At 38.4% G+C, this 22,064-nt stretch carries 15 protein-coding genes, 1 pseudogene and 1 other annotated feature; of the genes and pseudogenes, 3 read left to right on the top strand and 13 right to left on the bottom strand.

What is annotated here, in order from left to right; genetic code table 11:
• Positions 1-438 (top strand): annotated as a pseudogene (locus AC4D4B_RS11680) (hypothetical protein); the annotation flags it as partial.
• 38 nt (positions 439-476) lie between these two features.
• Here the strand turns inward: AC4D4B_RS11680 and AC4D4B_RS11675 are convergent.
• From AC4D4B_RS11675 to AC4D4B_RS11655, 5 genes are all read right to left on the bottom strand, one after another.
• On the bottom strand, positions 477-1,382 hold the full coding sequence (locus AC4D4B_RS11675; RefSeq protein ID WP_490999962.1) for an ankyrin repeat domain-containing protein: 906 nt from the start codon (positions 1,380-1,382) through the stop codon (positions 477-479).
• 75 nt (positions 1,383-1,457) lie between these two features.
• Entirely contained in the window at positions 1,458-4,919 is a 3,462-nt protein-coding gene (locus AC4D4B_RS11670) for an Ig-like domain-containing protein (protein ID WP_490999961.1), read from the bottom strand.
• Between the two features lie 361 nt (positions 4,920-5,280).
• Positions 5,281-7,002, bottom strand: coding sequence for a sensor domain-containing diguanylate cyclase (locus AC4D4B_RS11665; protein WP_490999960.1), 1,722 nt, complete (start codon positions 7,000-7,002; stop codon positions 5,281-5,283).
• Positions 7,003-7,135: 133 nt separating this feature from the next.
• Entirely contained in the window at positions 7,136-8,446 is a 1,311-nt protein-coding gene (locus AC4D4B_RS11660; RefSeq protein ID WP_490999959.1) for a bifunctional folylpolyglutamate synthase/dihydrofolate synthase, read from the bottom strand.
• Positions 8,447-8,543: 97 nt separating this feature from the next.
• Entirely contained in the window at positions 8,544-11,195 is a 2,652-nt protein-coding gene (locus tag AC4D4B_RS11655) for a valine--tRNA ligase (protein ID WP_490996525.1), read from the bottom strand.
• 67 nt (positions 11,196-11,262) lie between these two features.
• Positions 11,263-11,498: a binding site (T-box leader), on the bottom strand.
• A gap of 221 nt (positions 11,499-11,719) precedes the next feature.
• Here AC4D4B_RS11655 and AC4D4B_RS11650 point away from each other — a divergent pair.
• Positions 11,720-11,911 carry a YszA family small membrane protein gene (locus tag AC4D4B_RS11650; RefSeq protein ID WP_490996524.1) on the top strand — a complete coding sequence of 64 codons (192 nt, stop codon included), beginning with the start codon at positions 11,720-11,722 and terminating at the stop codon, positions 11,909-11,911.
• A gap of 77 nt (positions 11,912-11,988) precedes the next feature.
• Here the strand turns inward: AC4D4B_RS11650 and ysxE are convergent, their stop codons facing one another.
• The 8 genes from ysxE to hemA all read right to left on the bottom strand — a co-directional run bounded on the left by ysxE (position 11,989) and on the right by hemA (position 21,242).
• Positions 11,989-13,011, bottom strand: a complete 1,023-nt coding sequence (gene ysxE / locus AC4D4B_RS11645; RefSeq protein ID WP_490996523.1) for a spore coat protein YsxE — start codon at positions 13,009-13,011, stop codon at positions 11,989-11,991.
• Positions 13,012-13,195: 184 nt separating this feature from the next.
• Entirely contained in the window at positions 13,196-14,683 is a 1,488-nt protein-coding gene (locus tag AC4D4B_RS11640; RefSeq protein ID WP_490999958.1) for a LysM peptidoglycan-binding domain-containing protein, read from the bottom strand.
• Between the two features lie 298 nt (positions 14,684-14,981).
• Positions 14,982-16,271 (bottom strand): glutamate-1-semialdehyde 2,1-aminomutase, encoded by a 1,290-nt coding sequence (hemL, locus tag AC4D4B_RS11635; protein ID WP_490999957.1) that lies wholly within the window; start codon positions 16,269-16,271, stop codon positions 14,982-14,984.
• Positions 16,272-16,298: 27 nt separating this feature from the next.
• Positions 16,299-17,288 (bottom strand): porphobilinogen synthase, encoded by a 990-nt coding sequence (gene hemB, locus AC4D4B_RS11630; RefSeq protein ID WP_490999956.1) that lies wholly within the window; start codon positions 17,286-17,288, stop codon positions 16,299-16,301.
• Positions 17,289-17,305: 17 nt separating this feature from the next.
• A complete protein-coding gene (locus AC4D4B_RS11625) occupies positions 17,306-18,085 on the bottom strand; it encodes a uroporphyrinogen-III synthase (RefSeq protein ID WP_490996519.1) in 780 nt (259 codons plus the stop codon).
• Complete coding sequence (gene hemC, locus AC4D4B_RS11620) at positions 18,086-19,018, bottom strand: hydroxymethylbilane synthase (RefSeq protein ID WP_066105588.1); 933 nt, start codon at positions 19,016-19,018, stop codon at positions 18,086-18,088.
• A gap of 13 nt (positions 19,019-19,031) precedes the next feature.
• On the bottom strand, positions 19,032-19,862 hold the full coding sequence (locus tag AC4D4B_RS11615) for a cytochrome C assembly family protein (RefSeq protein WP_066105591.1): 831 nt from the start codon (positions 19,860-19,862) through the stop codon (positions 19,032-19,034).
• 18 nt (positions 19,863-19,880) lie between these two features.
• A complete protein-coding gene (gene hemA, locus AC4D4B_RS11610; protein ID WP_490996518.1) occupies positions 19,881-21,242 on the bottom strand; it encodes a glutamyl-tRNA reductase in 1,362 nt (453 codons plus the stop codon).
• Positions 21,243-21,525: 283 nt separating this feature from the next.
• On the opposite strand from hemA, the gene AC4D4B_RS11605 reads away from it, so the two are divergent.
• The gene (locus AC4D4B_RS11605) at positions 21,526-22,005 is read left to right on the top strand and encodes a hypothetical protein (RefSeq protein ID WP_490999955.1); all 480 of its coding nucleotides are present in this window, start codon (positions 21,526-21,528) and stop codon (positions 22,003-22,005) included.
• Positions 22,006-22,064: the final 59 nt, after the last annotated feature.

The following is a 22,064-nucleotide window of genomic DNA, read 5'->3' as shown; positions in this document are numbered from 1 at the left end:
GTCATATATGCGCTTGGGAATACAACGTTAAATAATATTAATATTACATGCTATCAAAATAGCTGTGACCAAGGAAATTCTGGAGAAGTCCTTATCCTAATGACACAGGGACAATTGGAGGTTTCCATCATTAATCCATTCAAGGATAAAGCTGACCAAATCAACGGATATCTATATACAGCTTCGGAGGCAAACATCTATGCTGTTGGTTCGCTCCTTCGCGTAGAGGGAGGAATATTTTCCAGGGATAATCTAGTTGTAAATAGCTATCGAGGGAGCGCGGTGGAAAAAGGTCATATTGACTTTACGGCTAATCAGGATAAGCTCACTTCAAGACTGCAAGTGACAAACAATAAACGATTATTTTTAAATCAAACACAAGGCCTTCCAAAGGTTAATGGGTTGGAGGTAATTACCGACCGAATTGAAAAGAAATAAAATGTAAACAAAACCCGTTGGTTACGCACCAACGGGTTTTACTTTCCTACTAAATTCACGATTTCAGTATGATTCCATTCCTTCGCCCACATAGCAGCGGTTTTATTCTCATTATCTTTAATGGATGGATCCGCCCCTGCTTTCAGGAGCATTTTTACTAGGTCAGTCTCCCCATACTCACTGGCATATATTAATGCCGTTTTTCCTTCATTATTCTGTTCATTAATTAATTCAGGTAATTTTTCAAGAAGCATATCCAATAATTCATCTCGCATGTTGATAACAGCAGCCGTAATAACCGTATTTCCTTTCTGGTCTTGCACTCTCAGCAATTCAGGATCCTTCTCCTCCAATAGAGTTATAATCTCTAAATGCCCCTCCTGCGAGGCAATATAGGCGGGTGTTTCACCTTCGTTATTAGGCTGGCTTGGATCCAACCCTTCTTTCATGAACAAATCAGCAATATCGGTCACTCCGCGCAATGCAGCTATATGCAGGGCAGTATTTCCTCTGCTATTTGTATCATCCAGTTTATCTTTATGATTCTTGATTGCTGTTAGAAACATATTATACGCTTCTCTATACGTCTCCTCATTATCGGGATCCCCGATTGAAAATACAAGCGTAACAAACAACGGATTATCTGATTGAGGTGCTATAACTGCTCCATGCTCCAACAGAACACTGGCAATTTTATAATCCTGATTCATAATGGCCAAATCAAGCGGTGTGACTCCCTCTTTATTCGCCTCTAAGGAGGTATGCTTATCTGCAGCCAATTCTTTTACCTGTTTTAAATCTCCTATTGCAATAGCCTCTGTCAGTTTCTCCTCATTCTCTTGTTTCGACTTTGCATTACTTCTTTCCGTAAAGCCTACTATACCAAGGACGATAGCAGTCATAATCAGGATTGCAGATACTGATAGGATGATTTTCTTTTTCATATAGTTTGTCTCCCCCGAGCTCTTCCCTTAAAGAAATGGACTCACTCTAACTCGCGGAGTGAGTCTATTTCTCTCTTAATATTTCGAATTGCCGTTTCCATTTTCTCCGCTGCCAGGTGATGTCACATTTACATTAAGATCGGCATAATACTCTTTTCCTTTATCATCCGTTACGGTAATCTTGATAACATCTTTACCGATTCTATTGCCGGTGAATACTCCATCCGATTTGAGAGATACGTAATAATCGTTCCCAATTGTATAAGTTACAGATGTTACATTGGTTGCATCAGACGGCAAATATTCCAAGTAAGTCTTTACAGATCTGGTCTCTCCTTTTTCGATATTGACTACCTCAGGAACTGTAATTCCTGTAAGAGGCTGTCCGACATTTACAATGACCTCTTTTGAAGCATTTCCATCCTCAGAGGATACTAGCAAAATACCTTTTCCGGTTCCTACTCCCTCGACTTTTCCATTCTCATCTACCCGAACAATATCAGGATCTAATGACTTCCAGATAATCTTCTTATTAGTAGCATTGCCTGGTCCTACATCACTCGCAAGCTGATATTGATCAAATTTATTGATTGACAGAGGGTTTGGTGTGATTGTAATCCAGCCTACTGGTACCGAGTTAACCTTAATTGCTGCTGTTTTCTTAATCACGTCACCGTCTTTTGTTATTCCAACTACCGTTAAAATCGTCTCTCCCTTTTTAAGACCTGTAATAGTAAAGCTTTCTTTATCAATGGTTGCAATAGATGGATCACTCAAGGTTAATGTAAGACTGTCTCGATTATCAGCTGGATCGGTTGTAATAGATAAACCTTTTGTTTCTCCAACATCTATAGCCATATCTTCCACACTGATAGTGTTCACGTATTTACGGACGGTCACGACTGACTCTTTTTCAATTACTTTGCCAAATACATCCGTCACTTTTACTTTTACCTTCGTTTTCCCTGCTTTTAAAACTTTTGCTGCACCTGTTTCAGGATTAATGTTTAAAATGTCTCCATTACTGGCTTCTGACCATTCGATACTTTTAATCCCCGCATCACTCGGAACTAAATCGAGATCAAGCGAAAAATTCTTATCTACATCCTTATTTAATTCAAAGGTTTCAGGTAAAGTAACCGATTCCAGGCCATTTTCAGCAATCAGCGTTAATTGGTTAAACTTAACGTTCTCATCCTTTTTGAGAGCATTTTTATAACTTAACGTCGAATCCTTTAATACATATTCTTTCTTCACAGTTGGTTTCACTTTAACCGTAAACGTAACAGGCTCTGCTTTAAAGATAGTCCCTACTTTTTTATAGACGATATTATTTAAGGTTTGTGTGTATGTTAATCCAGAAGCAGTTGTACCGCTGGTTTTACCGCCCCCACTGACTTCCATTCCTGCTGGCAGATTTTCAGTTAGTGTAACCTCATTTAATGTAACCGTTGATTCTCTGATCGCTTTAGCAAGATCTCCCGTTATATCCTGTGGAGTAATTGTATAGGTGATTTCCGTATCCTCACCAACCTTAATTGGATTGGAGGCTTGAACGGTCCGATTTACCTGAAGATTCGTCTGCAGCTTTACAACTTTTACATTCAATTCTTTAGTAGCTTTGGCACCTTTAGCATCGATTGCTTCGATTCGTATAGCAGCATTTCCTCCCTCAGGCAAACCATGAGGGATTGGCTGAACAATCGTCGTACCGTTGCTTACGTTAGTTTGTTCAAAAACAAGCTTGTTATTAACATAGACTTTCGTAGCAATCTTTTTATCCTTCAGATCAAAATCCTGAATGTTATAGGCAAGTTCAATATTTTGATTTGATGGAATCAGGTCACCCTCCTTAGGAGAAATAACCGTAATTATGGGAGCATGGTTTGACCCTAAAAAGGCACGATACATAGTGTTGACAAACAGTTTCTGCTCCCAATCAGGAAATCCTGTATTTGTATGACCGGTACCCGAATACGTAATATTCCCCTTAGAATACGTATAATAATGGTTCCAGCTATCATTAACATCACGAGGATTATTGTAATCAGTTTGATCCTGCTGTCTTGTTCGGTCACTTTTAATGTTATACCAGGGGATTACCTTAGAATCCTCCAGATTCAAGGTAAAGTACTGGTTATGCGTTAAAGCTATATCTTTTGCAGAGCCTTTTCGAATTCTTTCTTCTTCCAGATTATAAGGGTAGCTGGTCATAATCCCGCTGTTTATAAGTGCTGTAGAATTAGAAGTACGCGGGGCTCCATAGCCCAAGTTTGTCTTTGGGTCGATTTGGCCTGATATTTCTTTAAAATTCTTCAACCAAAAGTTATCGGTATTACTGCCATCTTTTTGGAAAATCGTATCATGTGTGAACATAATGCTTTGCTCAGAAGAGATAAACGTTTCTAAAGAACGAGTCGAATTGGCATTTAAGTTGGTTTTGTTGTACTCATCCCCAAATCCAAAAATAACCATATCGTATTTTCCGTTAATTTGAGTATGCGAATTAGGACCAGTTGATCCGTTAAATATGTCCATTTTAGTAACATCAATATTAATCTCATATTCATTTGTTTTCTTCAAATAAGATTGGTTCATATTGCTGCTATTCAATAAACTGCTGTTATAATTGGCATTTGGTGTAACCTGTAGGACTTTTAGCTGCACAGGCTGATCTACAAACTTAATCATCCCTTTTTCATAATTCTTAAATCCCGTACCATTATCTAGTAATTCTAACTTCCAATAACGGATTCCCGAATATCCCTTCGGTAATTCAAAAGTGATTGTACTATTTTGCGAGGTAATCGGTATTTCCTTTACAATCTCATCCGTATCATATTGATCATTAAAATCAGAATCGATCAACAGCCGAGCCTTTAAATCTCTTGATTCCACATCAGCTGGCTTTTGCACCCTAAAATTAAAACTTAGATTGTCCCCATCCTGATAGGCAGTTGTTTCACTTGGTTTTGTTGTTAGCGAAAATCTTGGACCAGTTGCGTTGTAGTAATTAAAAAATACGCCCATCTGGACTGGAAAAAGATATTCCGCACCTCGGTAATTATAATTAAGTACATTCGCCTTATAAAGATGGGATTTTAACTGCCCCAATATAGCCCTATGGGAATTGATTGTATCCCTATCCACTATGACCGGCTTTCCCTTATTTATAAACCCGTCAATAATTTCTTGCAGCTTCAAATTTGTAATATCATTCTGAATGGATGTAGTATTATGATTCTTGTCTTTTACTTTTGCCTCCGAATAGGTACCTTCCATGATGGCAATCATGTCATATTTCCCATCCAATTCTTCTCGAAGTGCTACAAATTTTTTCATTGGCATTGATGTATATTCATATTGGTTCTCCCCTAAAAGACCCTCAAGCCTCGTCGGGTAATTATTTTTATTATCGTAAATCTCCAAAACTCTTATTTTTGGAGTGCTTTCCGCTCCATGTGTTACGTTAGGAGCCTGCAATACCGTTGAAAATAAAATAATAATAGCGATTGCTAATTTTAGCCCTCTTTTCATATACCCACCCCTCTACCGTGTATTTTAAATCGAATTTATTCTTAACTCATACAAAATACCTATATTATTACTTATTATTATACAGTCTTTACCATTATTTTGTATATTTTTCAATAAATTATCTTACTTTTTATAAATATCAATCTTATAGGATATTTGTTAATTTACAGAGATGGGTAGATTTAAATTCATCTTTTTATCAAAATAGTAATGAATACACGAATTACTTCGATTTTTCTCTTAAAGTTTTGATCAGTTGTTCCATATATGAAACTCAAGTCCAAACATACAACTTTTAATCTATTTCTTCTTGAACAAAAAAGACGTATTCCTCCTCTCTACTAGTCAGAATACGTCCCTTTTATTTAATATATTGCGCCACTTTGTTACGTCCGGCGCGTTTTGCTCCTGTATACATAGCTCGGTCTGCATGACGGATTAATGAGTGAGGATCATCCGCATCATTCGGCGCGGTTGAAACTCCAATTGATGCAGTCACTCTGACATGAATCCTCCTGCTTTCACTACCTAAATCAGATACTAATTCATACGGCTTTGTTCCAATTTTTTGACGTACCAGTTCGGCAAATTGATAGCCTTCCTCCACTCCTGCACCAGGTAGGGCAAGCACAAATTCTTCACCGCCATATCTGGCTGCAATCCCTTTATATTGTACGAGTGAAGACAAACGTTCTGCTACCTGGCATAAAACATCGTTCCCACCCAAATGTCCGTAAGAGTCATTTATCGACTTAAAGTGATCCAAGTCTATTAAGATAAGAGTCAATGTGTCCAGCTTTTTTTTCCTTATCAGGTTAAATTGTTCTTTTAAATAGTCTTCAAGAAAATAGTTATTATAGAGATTTGTTAAAGAGCAGCGTTCACTTTTGGCTTTCGTTTCTTCATAATGCCTCGCATTTTCAATAGCTGATGCCAGATATGTAGAAAGAATATCTGCGATCGTTATCTGACTGTTTTCAAAGAAGTTTTTTTTCGAAGAGATATGAAGGACAATCCCTTCCATTTGCTCTGCATTTAAAACCGGAACAATCAATACGCTTTCTGCCCAATCAGGAATACCATGGTTTTCGTATTTCTTCAGGGAGGCAGAGCTCTGAATCAGCAATGATTTTTTTGATTCCCATACTTCTCCAATCAAGCTGTCTGTTGCCGAGATTAAATTCAAATGGGGCATACCAGTCTCATTTTTACTTTCATAACGAACCATACGAAGGCGATTGCTGGCTTTGCTATCCACACTCAGAATATAGGTTTCGTCGACTGGGAAAATCTTTGAAATTTCACCCAGAAATAAATCCAGGACTTGCTTGACTTCCAATCTTTCCGTTAACCTATGACCAATTTGACTCGCTTTTTGCAAATCTTCATTCATAGTATCAGCCCGATAATACAGTCTCATCACAAGAGCCAAACTGACAAGCGGTATGCCAACAATAATAATGGCTACAACCCCCAGCTCCTGATAGGTTGAGTACAATAATAAACCAATCGGAAAGATGATAATACTGGACACGATATCAGCTACCTGATCTTTTGCAACAAACTCTACTTTTGCCTCATATACAAACACATCTATGAGTAAAGCACAAATAAAATTAGATAAGAACCAGACAATTTGGTGGATTACAATTAATGAAAATACACTTATCTCAGATAAATCCAGATTGGAATGCTGACCGCCAAGTAAATAATAGATGAATCCGCTTGTTAGTGAATTAATAAAAAACATTAAAGAATTCATCGGAATGCGGAAAAGCTCATCCTTACTTATTTTTATTCGGTAGAGCAATGTCATTACTCCGATTTGCGAAAGGATTATTTCTACAAATAATCCGTACTCAAGGAATAAAGCCAAAGATACGCCCTGAAGGAGAAAAATCGGCAATCCATTTATCATAATAGGGTAATACGTAATAATACAAAGCAGTAATAGGAACAGCAGAATATCTATCGAAAAAAAGCTTCCTAAAATAGGATACTCCGTATATGAAATATATAAACTTGCAGGGACGATCAAAAACCAGAGTATCCAAATAATGATGCGTTTTTGTTTTGTAACCATTACCGTCCCTCCGTTCAGGAATCCATCTTATGTCACATTTTATCAAAAATTCTGACATCTGTCACACAAATATTTACAAAAACAGGTCTTATGGAGGATTGTCATGAACATCATTACTTTTAGAGGGATATAGTTATGACTTTTGAATGATTTCACTGACGATATACGGGCGAATAGACGCCAAAAAATATAAAGAACCTGTGACCAATAGCATATCTCCGTCTTTCATTTTGGTTAATATCCCATTTATTCCTGCCACCCAATCTTTCTTTATATCCTTATGAGGATGACGACTATGTTTAAATAGCTCCTCTGCTTCATTCATTCGTTCTAATGGAAGCTCCGTAAAAGTTATACTTGCTGCCTTTTGTTCAATCATCTGAATCATCTTTGCATAATCCTTGTCCTTTAAGGCCGCAAACAAAATATGTATATTACAATTTGGGTAACGATCATCAATCGTTGAAAGCAGAGAGTTTATACCCGATACATTATGTGCGCCGTCCAGGATGATTAACGGCTGGTTCGATACAATCTCAAAACGGCCCTTCCATCTGGCAGATGCCAGTCCTTTTCTGATACTTTCTTCCCGAATCGAAAAGCTATACGTTTCACTGAGTAATAATGAACTGATAACTGCAAGCGTAGCATTCTCTACTTGATGGCTTCCAAGCATGCTAATATGTAAGTTCTTCAGCAAGTGTTCTCGCCATTTAACCGTGAAAACTTCCTGATTTTTAGGTTGAGAGCGATTCATTATCTTAAATTCTCTTCCTAGAGTATATAAAACAGCATTCATTTTCTCTGCCTGTTTGGCAAGGGGCTCTAGTGCCTCCTCATCTTTTATAGCAGTAACGACTGTTGTGCCATTCTTGATAATTCCTGCTTTTTCTGTTGCAATTTCATTCAGAGAATTCCCAAGAATGTTGGTATGCTCTAAAGAAATGCTAGTAATGATCTCCAGAAGCGGTTCAATTACATTAGTGGAATCAAGTCTTCCCCCAAGTCCTGTTTCAATAATAAGAATATCCGGCTGCTCATTTTTAAAGTGCAGGAAAGCTAATATAGTCGTTACTTCAAAAGCAGTCAGATAATCCCCTTCTTGCTCTGCTTCATTTAAAACAGGGAGGAGGTAATTTAATAATTCAACTAGCTTATCATCAGAAATCATTTCCTCACCAATCATGATTTGTTCATTCAGCTTTTCAAGATAGGGAGATGTAAAGGTACCTACCCGGTAGCCCTCTGCCAACAAAATATGCTTTAAAAACGTAAGCGTAGAACCCTTCCCATTTGAGCCTGCTATATGTATACAAGGAATGCTACGCTCCGGATTTCCCAATTTACGTAAGACTCTTTCCATTCTCTCCAAGCCAAAATCCATTCCAAGTTTGGCTGTACGGTCTGCAAGAAACTTCTCTGCCTGTTGATAATCCTGTATCATTTTTTCACTCCTCAACCATTGCGCTATGTATTAGTATGACATGATTGAACAAAAACACCCTGTTCAAATGCTTCGAACAGGGCGCAATAAAAATGTCTTAAGCTAATTCTTCTAAATCCTTCAGACGGCTTTGTACAGCCTCACGTTTTTCAACATAGTCTGCCAGCTTCGCTTTTTCTTCTTCAATCACCTTTTCAGGCGCTTTTTTCATGAAGCCTTCATTGGATAGCTTTTTCTCAATTCTTTCCACTTCTTTTTTCCATTTTTCAAGTTCTTTTTGAAGACGTTTTTGTTCCTCTTCAATATTTAATAGACCTTGCAATGGAAGAATTAATTCAACACCCGTTACGATAGCTGTCATCGCTTTATCATCTGCAGGGATGTCTGTACCAATTGTTAATTCCTCTGGATTACAGAAGCGCTCGATATAGCTGCTGTTTTTCTCAAGAACAGCTTGCGTTTCTGCATCTTTCGCCTTCAATGAAAGCTTGATTTTTTTGCTGAGCGGCGTGTTCACTTCTGCGCGGATATTACGTACTGTACGAATGATTTCAACAAGCAATTTCATTTCATCTGAAGCTTTTTCATCCGTTAAGTCCGGATTTACAACAGGCCAAGAAGCTGTTGTGATGGACTCTCCTTGGTGAGGAAGGTTCTGCCAAATTTCTTCCGTGATGAATGGCATAAACGGATGTAATAATCGCATCGTTTGATCCAATACGTACGCAAGGATAGAACGTGTTGTAAGTTTAGCTTCCTCGTCCTCGCCATACAGAGGGAGCTTCGCCATTTCAATATACCAATCACAGAAATCATCCCAAATGAAGTTGTATAATGCACGGCCAACTTCACCGAATTCATATTTATCTGCCAGTCTTGTTACAGTTTCAATCGTTTCGTTTAAACGAGTTAAAATCCATTTATCTGCAACTGATTTTTCGCCTGTTAAATCAATCTCTTCATATTTCAGCCCATTCATATTCATCAAGCAGAAACGGGATGCATTCCAAATTTTATTGGCAAAGTTCCAAACAGATTCTACTTTTTCATAGCTGAAACGTAAATCTTGACCTGGTGAGCTTCCAGTTGTTAAGAAATATCTTAGTGAATCCGCACCATATTTCTCAATAACCTCCATTGGATCTACACCATTACCAAGAGATTTACTCATTTTCTTGCCATGCTCATCACGTACAAGTCCATGAATCAATACATCCTTGAATGGACGCTCTCCAGTGAATTCAAGTCCCTGGAAGATCATTCTTGATACCCAGAAGAAAATAATATCGTATCCAGTCACAAGAGCTGCTGTTGGATAATAACGTTTAAAGTCTTCTGAATCTGTATCAGGCCAGCCCATTGTGGAAAACGGCCATAGCGCAGAACTGAACCATGTATCCAATACATCTGTATCCTGTGTCCAGTTTTCGATATCTGCAGGATCTTCCATTCCTACATATACCTCGCCTGTTTCTTTATGGTACCAAGCCGGAATGCGATGACCCCACCAAAGCTGTCTGGAGATACACCAATCATGGATATTATCCATCCAATTCAAATATGTTTTCTCAAAGCGCTCCGGTACGAATTCTACTTTACCTTCAGTGGATTGCATTTCGATTGCACGCTCTGCTAATGGTCCCATTTTAACAAACCATTGTGTAGATAAATAAGGCTCTACAACAGATCCGCTTCTTTCAGAATGTCCAACCTGATGGATGTGCTCTTCAATTTTGAACAACACTCCCTGATCCTGAAGATCCTTCACAATTTGCTTACGGCAATCGAAACGGTCCATACCTTCATATTTACCAGCCTTTGCGTTCATCGTTCCATCTTCATTCATAACTAGGATGCGTTCAAGATTGTGACGATTACCTACCTCGAAGTCATTAGGATCATGTGCTGGTGTAATTTTTACAACGCCAGAACCAAAGTCCATCTCTACATAATCATCGCCAACAATCGGAATTTCTCTTCCTACGATTGGCAGGATAACCGTTTTTCCAATCAGATGCTTATAACGGTCATCTTCCGGATGAACAGCAACTGCTGTATCGCCAAGCATTGTTTCCGGACGAGTTGTCGCAACTTCAATATGTCCGCTGCCATCTGCTAGTGGGTAGCGCATATGATAAAAAGCACCCTTAACCTCTTTATGAATTACTTCAATATCAGAGATTGCTGTTTTTGTGCTTGGATCCCAGTTAATAATATATTCACCGCGGTAAATAAGCCCTTTTTCATAAAGTTTTACAAACACTTCACGAACAGCTTTTGAAAGTCCTTCATCCAGAGTAAAGCGTTCACGCGAATAATCAAGGCCTAAACCTAGTTTTGCCCATTGTTCACGGATATGAGATGCATACTCTTCTTTCCATTTCCATGTTTCTTCAACAAATTTCTCACGTCCCAAATCATAACGTGATACCCCTTGATTGCGCAGTTTTTCTTCTACCTTCGCTTGAGTTGCAATTCCCGCATGGTCCATACCTGGCAGCCATAATACATCATAACCCTGCATTCTCTTCATTCTTGTCAAAATATCCTGAAGTGCAGTATCCCATGCATGGCCTAAATGCAGTTTTCCCGTTACGTTTGGGGGAGGAATTACAATCGTATAAGGTTCTTTTTGTTTATCCTGTCCCGCTTCAAAGAATTTACCCTTTAACCACCAATCATAGCGCCCTTTTTCGATTGATTGAGGATCGTATTTGGTTGGCATACCAATATCCGTTTGTTGCTCCATTTTTCATTCTCCTTTACTTTCATAATTGGTGAAAAACGCAATAAAAAAACCGCTTCATCCTCTATATAAAAAGGACGAAACGGTATGTCTCGCGGTACCACCTTTGTTCCAATACAAATAACTATTGTATCGGCACTTCATTTCGTTAACGGCTCTTCACCGGTTATCCGCTACTACCTGACGTTCACGGAAACAGCTCCTGGGCGACCTTCTGCGATTACGGTTACTGAAGGAATCTTACAGCCGATGGATTCCTCTCTCTTACAGTCTTAATCACATACTCTTCCCATTCAAAGCTTTTCATTGTTATTTTGGTTTCTCATAATCGGAAATCATTTTTTAATACTGTTATCATACATAAGTATGCATCTACTCGTCAATCATTGTTTCCCATTTTTCTTTATTTTATTCAAGCCTATATCCAAGGTGTCATCGTCAAATCTCAATCTTAGGCGCCTTAAATAATGCTGTACAGACACCCATTCAGGGGTATTTTTATATTCTATCATAAAGGGGGAATTTACATGCGAAAAAAGGTAACTCAATACAATATGCCTCCGTGGATTCGAAATACAAGAAATGTCTTACAGCAATTCTCCATTCCCTTTGCCGTTTTTCAAGGAATCCGGACATTCTTTTTTCCGACCACTTTTGATTTATTTCTGCTATTTTTACTGATTGGCCTTGCTTTAGCCTTCCACTTTGATATTCTGTAATCTTTTATAGCTATTCATTTAGACCAGGTAAGTTTGCCTGGTTTTTGTTTGATACAATTATGTTGATGCCGTATCTTTTATTTCTCTTCCTTCGCCTTTTTGCTTTCTTCTATTTGTTCCATCCTCATGATGATATATTCAATGTTTTTTAATAACCAATACTGCCTTTGGAATCTTCGGCAAAATTGAATTTCATCCTGTTTGCCTTTTTTTCTGGAGTATTGTTCTACTACCTTGATACAATTAGCCGGATAGGCTAAATAGGATAAGAATAAACGCAGCTCACCCTCCTTGAAGGGAAAATACTTCAGATAAAGATAGATCCACTCAACTATTTCTTCACCCTGGATTGGATAAGTTTTTAACTGCTTAACGACAAAAGGCAATAAGTCGAAATAGGCAGGTGCGGTTTTACTCTGTTCAAAATTGATAAAATGTCCATAACCATTTTCACTATATAAGAAATGATGAATTGAAATATTTCCATGCGTCACCACACTGCGTACTTTTTCTTCTTCCTTTGTTAGGTCAAACCACTCCTTCAGTTTATTTAAGGAATACGTTAGAGCCTGAGACAAGTCATAAAAGCACATACTAAACAATTGCTCAAACGGAGACATATACCACTTCTTTTCGATGGTTGTTACCATTTCACGAATAAATTCCTTTTGCTCCTCCCACTCCTTGACTGTTTTTTCATAATGCTCTTCCCGTTCCTCTTTAGTAATGTTGATTTCCTTGCCAGATAGCGTATGCATTCTTGCCAGTTCCCTGAACATCTGCTGGTGTCGTTCTGCCCGTTCCTCGATATGTTCATCCGGCAGCCAAGGCATAAGGTAACTGATTTTATCATGAGTTAGTACTCCATATCTGCCATCAACTGTTGGAAAGATCGGAACAATTCGGTTATATCCATTTTGATATAGGTTCTGCACATTTTTGATAAAATCAATGCCTTTGGTTGCCAGGATGGTTTTAATCGCGAATACACCATTGTTCGTATATACTTTTTTTACTTTTCCAAAATCCTCGTAAAATTCAAGTTCCAATTGATAGTTTCTTAGTAACTCAGATATCCACTCCTGATCTTTTCTTAACATTCCTATGGCACCCTTTCTGTATGTGCCCTTTTTGGAAACCAATGAAATCTATTTCAGTTGTCCTTATACGTCATTAATTTTTGTGAGCTATGCAACCATGCTTCTCACAGCCAAAACCGCATTGTAGTATTCCTATTAAAAAAGCAGAGCATATAATGCTGTGCTCTGCTGTTAACTAAACCTATTATTTATAAGAAGCAGCAGCTTCAGGAATATAAATTACCTGACCAGCTTTAAGATCGGATGTTAATTCCAGCCCGTTTATTCTCGCGATATGCTGAACGCTTGTTTTATATCGATCTGCCAGAACATCAATATTTTCTCCATTTTGTACAATACAGACTCTGACTTTTGATTGTTGTGATTCTTCCTCCTCTGTAAAAAGATCATATAACAAAGATTTGGATTTACCCTCAATTTGACCTTCGTTCTCATTCTCTCTTTTAGAATTAGACGATTGGTACTTTTTCTCTACATACTGATTGGATGCTTGTTCCATTTTCTGTTGACGTCCATGAGAAACATTTGTTTCCCGTTCTACCGCAGCTTTATTCGGATCTGGTGCTACATTCGGTTGAAATTGATGCGGCTGTACTCTGTCATATTCAGGACTTTCCTCTTTTTCATATTCAGAACTATCCTCTTTTTCATATTCAGAACTATCCTCTTTTTCATATTCGACAGTATAAGGTACGACTTCCATTAATTCTGGAGGACCCTCATCATACCTATTATCATATGGAATGGAAAAAGAGTGGTTTTCATCCTTTTGCTTTTCTCTGTCAACTAATTGATCCTGTTCAAAAGCAAAAGGGCTGTAGTCCTTGTCTGTATAATCTGACTCATCATTCGGCTGCGTTTCTTCATCATCCGCTGGTTGATGCTGCCGGGGTGATAATTTAGTTTCAACATAAAAATGGTCATCCTGGTTATGATTACTCTCTATATAAGAAGTTGGGTTCTTGAGATAAATTTCAGGCGAATCTGCCAAGTCATCCGGCTCCTGATCCTCATCCTCAGAATTTTCCCGATATAAATGCACCTCTATCTGTTCTTCCTCGTGCTCATTATGGACTTGCGCCTGAATAGTAATCTCCTCTGCTGACTCCTCAAAATCCTCGTTGGTTTTATTCCATGGATGAGTATGATGCTCTTGCTGAAATCGCTCGGAAGTATCATTTTGATAGTTTGAAGTCTCTTCTCGTTCCTCTGTCTCTGTCACTTGGGACTGCTCTTCAGGCAAGCTCTCGTAAACTCCACCAATCCATAAATCTGCTCTAATTTGCAGATATCCCTTTTCTGGCAGCTTATAATCAAAGGTATGCACACCTATATTAAGCTCATCCATTTCCCGAACTCTTTCTGCAGGAATTGTTATATCCACAGGAAATTGCTGATGGAATTCAAATAACTGATGCTCCCTTTGTTCAATTACAGAAACATAGCGCCGAAACGGATCTTCTGCTCCTTCTTCCTGTCCTGTTGCCTCAGTGGCTTTATATTCCCCCATTAAATCCAGAGTCCCTTTAAGAATGACATACTGTTCAACTTGATGAGCTGAAACATTTGGTTCAAGCGAAATGGAATACAGTTCCTCAACTTCCTGTCCCCTTTGAAACCACACACTCTCTTCTAATGAAAATCGTAATGACGATGTATGATCCTCAGACACCCAATTTCCTCCCTTCAGCCCTTTTCATCTAAATGCCATTATCAGCCTATGCTTCAGATACAGAAAATATGTGCTTTGTTAAACGTATGTTTGGAGAATAAAAAAATTCCCCCAAGTATGCTCTCGGGGGAATCTACTAATCACTTTATCTCATTCAAACTGGAGCACAGACTCTCGCCTCAAACATAGGTAGAAGCAGGAACAGTTATGAGAAAAATAAGCAACAGTAAGAAGTCTATTAGTTCAACTAATACTCCGTGTGGAATGAAAGTAATTCCTCACCGGACATTGTTTCACTTTATCGTTTAATCGCTTTAAACGCTTTTTGGGCAGCCTGTATAGTCTTTTGAATATCTTCATTACTATGTTCAACCGAAAGGAAGATTCCTTCAAATTGAGATGGTGGCAAGAATACACCATTTTCCGCCATTTCTTTATAATAATCCGCAAAAAATTGAAGATCTGATTGTTTCGCAGACTCGTAATCTTTAACCGGTTCATTAGTAAAGAAGAAGCCAATCATAGAGCCTGCTCGATTACATGTTAAAGGTACTTTGTAGGTTTCAGCTGCTTCTTTAAACCCTGCCTCTAAGAGATCTGCTTTTTTAGCAAACTCTTTATACGTATCCTCATTTAGCTGGATTAACGTTTCATAACCGGCTGTCATCGCAATCGGATTTCCTGATAATGTTCCGGCTTGATAGATAGGACCGCTTGGCGCAATTTGGCTCATAATCTCTTTTTTACCGCCGAATGCTCCTACAGGAAGTCCTCCGCCAATTACTTTTCCTAGACAAGTTAAATCTGGAGTAACATCGAAATGACCTTGCGCACATTGATAATCAACACGGAAACCAGTCATAACTTCGTCAAAGACTAATAAAGAACCGTGATTCTCAGTAATTTCTCTTAATCCCTGCAAGAAGCCTGGCTGTGGAGGGACTACCCCCATATTTCCCGCAACCGGCTCTACAATGACAGCTGCGATATCTTCGCCATATTGGTCAAAAGCAAGTTTTACACTCTCAAGATCATTGTATGGAACTGTGATGGTATTTCGCGCAACACCCTCTGGAACACCAGGGCTATCCGGCAAACCAAGTGTAGCAACGCCTGAGCCAGCTTTGATAAGCAATGAATCTCCATGTCCGTGATAACATCCTTCAAATTTAAGAATCTTATCCCGTCCTGTATATCCTCGTGCCAGACGAAGTGCGCTCATGGTTGCTTCTGTACCGGAGGAAACCATCCGTATCATTTCAATTGATGGGACACGGTCAATTACAAGCTGTGCCAATTTATTTTCCATTAAAGTTGGAGCACCAAAGCTTGTACCAGTTTCAGCAACCTTTTTAATCGCCTCTACTACCCGGTCATTTGCATGGCCAAGAATCAGCGGTCCCCAGGAAAGAACATAATCAATATATTCATTGCCATCAATATCATAGATTTTTGAACCCTTTCCTCTTTCCATAAAAATCGGATCCATATTTACGGATTTAAAAGCACGGACAGGGCTGTTTACGCCGCCCGGCAATAAATAGATGGATTCCTGGAATGCTTTCTTAGAATTTTCATATGAACGCATAAGCTGCAATCTCCTTTATATATGGAATTAATTTGATTCTTTTAACCATTTTGCTGCATCTTTTGCAAAGTAAGTAATAATTAAATCTACACCGGCACGTTTCATACCAGTCAGCATTTCCAACACAATGGCTTTTTCGTCGATCCAGCCATTTGTACCTGCTGCTTTAACCATGGAATACTCTCCACTTACATTATAAGCTACAAGAGGCAGATTTACCGTATTCTTCACATCGCGAATAATATCGAGGTAAGCAAGAGCTGGCTTCACAATGATAAAATCCGCTCCCTCCTGAACGTCTGATTCAGCTTCACGCAGGGCTTCAATACGATTGGCATAATCCATTTGATAGGATTTTCTATCACCAAATTGAGGCGCTCCGTTTGCTGCTTCACGGAATGGACCATAAAATGCGGATGCATATTTAACGGCATAGGACATGATTGGAATGTGCTGATAGCCTGACTCATCAAGACCCTGGCGTATCGCAGCTACAAATCCATCCATCATATTGGAAGGAGCAATAATATCCGCTCCTGCTTCCGCCTGGCTGACAGCTGTTTTAACCAAAAGCTCCAGACTTTCATCGTTTAAGATTTCATCATTTTTAACCATACCGCAGTGACCGTGGCTTGTATATTCACATAAACATGTATCAGCTACAACAAGAATTTCAGGATAGTTTTCTTTTACAAAACGAATCCCTTTTTGGACAATCCCGTGGGTATGAAAAGCGCCTGTCCCGCATTCATCCTTATTTTCCTCATCCGGTACTCCAAAGAGAATGACAGATTTGATACCAAGTGAAGCTACTTCATCCATTTCCTCTTTCAAACGATCCATGGAAAATTGATAGATTCCTGGCATAGAAGTAACCGGGTTCTTTTCATTTGTACCTTCCGTAATAAAAATCGGATAAATAAAGTCTTCTACATGTAAATGTGTTTCACGCACAAGCGCTCTCATAGATTCATTTCTTCTTAATCTTCTGTGTCGATTAAATTCAATATTGGCCATTTTAAGGTCCTCCCCCATTACGAATAATACTGCCTTAATTCTTTCATCATTTCATCAACGGTATATTGCTCTGGACATAATGTGACAGCCACGCCCAGCTCTTCGGCTCTTTTCCTCGTGACCGGTCCGATTGCAACTGTCACTTTATCTATCAAACAGTCAAATAGATGATGTTTTTTCACGGTCTTCATAAAATGATTTACTGTCGAAGGACTCGTAAATAATAGAATATCTATCTTTTTATTTGTAAGTACATCCACTAAGGCTTGTTCACTATCTTCTGGCATACGGTTGCTGTAAATAACGGACTCTTCTGTATGTATACCTGCAGCTATCAGTCCATTAAATAGATAATCTCTCGCCAAGTCGCCCTTTATAATGAGCACAGATTCACTTGTATCCACTACTTCCAGAAACGCAGGCAAAAAAGATTCAGCTACATATTTCGGTGGGATAAAAGTAGGCCGCAAACCATGTTCCTGCAAGGCTGCTTTCGTTTTTTTACCAATGGCTGCTATTTTAGGATAGATTCCTTCAAATTTCATTTCGTTCATCATCTCACAAAACAGGTCAACACCCGGCTTGCTTGTGAAAACGATCCAGTCAAAGGATTCCAGCCTGCTCAGCTTTTCTTTTACTGATTCAAGCCTATCTGCAACAACCTTTTGAAACGAAAGAAGAGGCACCTTAATTGGTACCCCTCCATGCTCAGCAATCATGGCACACAATTGTTCGGCCTGCGATTCTTCTCTTGTTACCAATACGCCTTTACCCAAAAGAAACAAGGAATGCTTCATTTAGCTTTCCATCTCCTCTTTAACCTTTTCAATTAAAGTCTTTGCTCCACGTTCGATTAGGCGATTGGCAGCTGTTATACCTAAGCTTTCAGGATCATCTCCTGAAATTTGTTCACGATAAATGGTACGCCCATCAGGCGTTCCGACGAGTGCCTGGAATTGTAAGGTCCCTTTCTCGTCTTTATATGCAAAACCTGCAATTGGAACCTGACAGCCACCCTCCATTTTATTCAGGAAGACGCGCTCTGCTGTGACAGCTTCTTTTGTATCCTGACAAGTTAATTTAGCTAATTCCTGCAATAATTCATGATCATCTGCTCTGCATTCAATCGCCAGCGCCCCTTGGCCAACTGCAGGAATACAAGTATCTTCATCAAGGAAATCACTCACAACATCCTTTTTCCAGCCTAATCTCGAAAGACCTGCTGCCGCCAATACGATTGCATCATATTCTTCATCTTTTAATTTTTGAATGCGTGTATCCACATTTCCTCTAATCCATTTGATTGTTAAATCCGGACGTTTTGCCAATAATTGAGCACTTCTTCTTAAGCTGCTTGTACCGACAATCGCACCTTCCGGAAGTTCTGCAAGCGTAAGATTATTCTTTGAAATTAACACATCACGATGATCCTCACGCTCTGGAATACAGCCAATCGTTAGTCCTTCTGGAAGCTCTGCCGGCATATCTTTCATGCTATGAATGGCCATATCTATTTCTCCATCAAGCATGGCTTGTTCAATCTCTTTTACAAAAAGACCTTTTCCTCCAACCTTGGAGAGAGTTACGTCTAAAATCCTGTCACCCTTTGTCACAATCTCTTTCAATTCGAATTCAAACGGTAATCCAAGATTTTTCAGCTGGTCAATAACCCAATTAGATTGTGTCAATGCTAATTTACTTCTACGTGAACCGATAATAATTTTTCTCATGATTTACCCTCCATTAATAGACATGAAATGCTGATATGCTGCCGAAAAAGAAGAAATTCACTAGCACTAACAAGAATGAACCAATATTCCAATAAGCAAGTGATTTCCCGTATATCCGGTTGTTAACTTTAAGATATAAATAGATTCCATATATAATTAGGCAGGCAAATGAGCCAAGAATTTTACTATCATACCAATTAATATCCGAAACGATTATATAGGCCCATTCAAGACCTAGTATTAATGATAATAATAACAGAGGAACACCGATTGCTACCAGTATATAAGACAGCTGTTCCAGTTTCGCCAAATCTCCCAGCCTGTTCAGCCTTTTCCCCCATTTCTTTCGCTTTAATAAATCGTACTGTATTAGATACAAAATAGAGAAGACAAAGGAAAGAGCAAACGCTGCATAAGATAGAATGGCAACTGTAATATGAATCATGGACAGCTCAGATAACACCTTAGTTTGCGCTTCTGCCGTAGAATAGGATTCTAATGTTGAGAATATATGAATGACCATCAACCCAAACCCTATTACATTTGTAAAAAACATAAAAAAATCTGTCCGTATTATACGGTTTAGGATGAGTGAAAAGGTAATCAATATCCACACATAAAAATATAATCCTTCAAATAAGGTTAGAACCGGGAATCTTCCCACTTCAAACATATATAGACATAAAAAAATTGTTTGCATCAACCAAACAATCGAAAGAAACCAGAAGGCTGCCTTATGAGCCTTCCGATTATTTTGTAAAAAATCTATGAAATAGAATAAGACACTAAGTCCATATAATATAATTGTAATTTCTTGCAATCTATTTAAATTGATATCAATCATATATCCCATCCTTGCTTATTATGGTTGTGACACCACTTTCAAGACAGGTCTATTTTGTTGGACCGATGTTTTAGATTGGAATGGCACTGCCGCCTTAAATTCCTGTTCTTCTACTAGTTCCTCAATATTGAAGATTGAGACAAATGCCTGTAAAGCAGCCTCTGGATTTTTCATTTCTGCCATATCTTTTGCATAAAGAATTGGATCTTTAAGCATCTGATTGATAATGCTCTTCGTATGCTTATTAATAACCTTCCATTCTCTTTCACTTAGGCCTGGTAATTTACGCTGCATACTTTCCATTGTTTCTGACTGAATATCTAATGCTTTCTCGCGTAATGCAGAAATGACAGGAACAACGCCAAGCATTTTGATCCATTGATTGAATTCAACCAGTTCACTTTCAATCATGATCATAATTTGTTCTGCTGCTTCTTTTCTCTCAGCCAGGTTCGCCTGAACGATACCTTCTAAATCGTCTATATCATAAAGAAAGACGCTGTCCAGTTCCATTAGTTTAGGATCTAAATCACGCGGTACGGCAATATCAACCATGAAAATCGGCCGGCCTTTTCTCAAAATATTGATATTTTCCATCATTTCTTTAGTAATGACATATTCCTTTGATCCGGTCGAACTGATTAATATATCTGCATCAAGCAGGGCACATTGCAATTCCTGAAGCATTTTTGCCTGTCCGGAGAATTTAGATGCCAATATTTCGGCTTTTTCTAAGGTTCTGTTAATTACAGTTACTTGATTGGCACCATTGCTATATAAATTTTCTATGGCAAGCTGGCCCATTTTCCCGGCACCGACTACGAGGATTTTCTTATCCTGAAGCGAGCCAAAGATTTTTTTACCAAGCTCAACTGCTGCATAGCTGATTGATACCGCATTTTTATTGATTTCCGTTTCAGAGTGAGCTTTTTTGGCAAGCGTAATCACCCGTTTAAACAGATTATTAAACAATACTCCGATTGTATTTTCTTCCTGTGCCTGCTGGAAGCTTTTCTTCACCTGTCCAAGTATTTGAGTTTCTCCCAATACCATGGAGTTCAATCCACAGGCAACCTGGAATAAATGATTAACTGCTCCGTCCTGCTCATAAACATATAAATAGGAGGAAAGTTCATTTTGGTCAACCGCGAACCACTCTGCTAAAAATTCTTTAATATAATATCTGCCCGTGTGCAGCTGATCCACGACCGCATAAACCTCTGTCCGATTACAGGTGGAAATAATGATATTTTCAAGGATACTTTTTTTCTTACTTAAAGATTTCATCGCTTCCGGTAGCTGTCCCAATTCAAAACTGACTTTTTCACGGATTTCAACAGGAGCAGTTTTGTAATTAAGACCGACAACAATTATATGCATTTCCCCTGTCACACCCCCATCTGAGCATATTCTTTTGCAAGTATATCATTGGTGTATATGAAAATTTTTCCACAAATTGTGAACATTATCGTAACTCTATATCAATTAAACATGTAAATGAGAAATTCTCATGAAATAAAAACCTGATATAATGAATGTATAATAGGTTGAATCTCAATTGCCAAAATGTTTCTCTGACAGTATTATGTGTAAATTAAATCACTAATTGTACATTATCAAAGATTAGAATAATTATCAATAATAATAAACCGGGAGACTACATATGAAAGAATATCGTTATTTTTCAAGCACTATTTTGATTGGCTTTGGCCTTTTTTATTTTTTAAAATCGATTAACTTTTCCCTATTGTCACCTTATTATTCATGGGGATCTCTATGTATTATTATCGGAATAGCCTTTCTTGCTGAAAGCAGATTTGGCAGTCATTCCGATTTTATACTTCCTGGAATCCTGCTCACTGGATTTGGTTTACACCAATACATAGCGGTCCATTTGGAAAACTGGCCAGCTGAGCATACAGCTATATTTCTATTTATTAGTTTGGGTCTTTTATTGCTTCACCTAAAAAAGGGAGTTGGTAAAGGCCCGGGGATTTTATTCCTCGTTGTTTCTATCATCTTTATATTCCATGAGAGAATCTTAACCATACTGGGCTTGGTTCATTTTGTTGATTTCTTTAATCACTACTGGCCTGTTCTTTTAATGCTCATTGGCGGATTCATTCTATTTAAGAAAAAATAAAAGCAGATAGCATGGGCAACCCTAATCATAATGGTCGGGGTTGCTGCACTAGGCTATCT

It is taken from the genome of Pradoshia sp. Z6_59 (assembly GCF_058267515.1).
The sequence above is the reverse complement of the archived record's forward strand: the minus strand, read 5'-3'. Positions and strand labels throughout refer to the sequence as shown.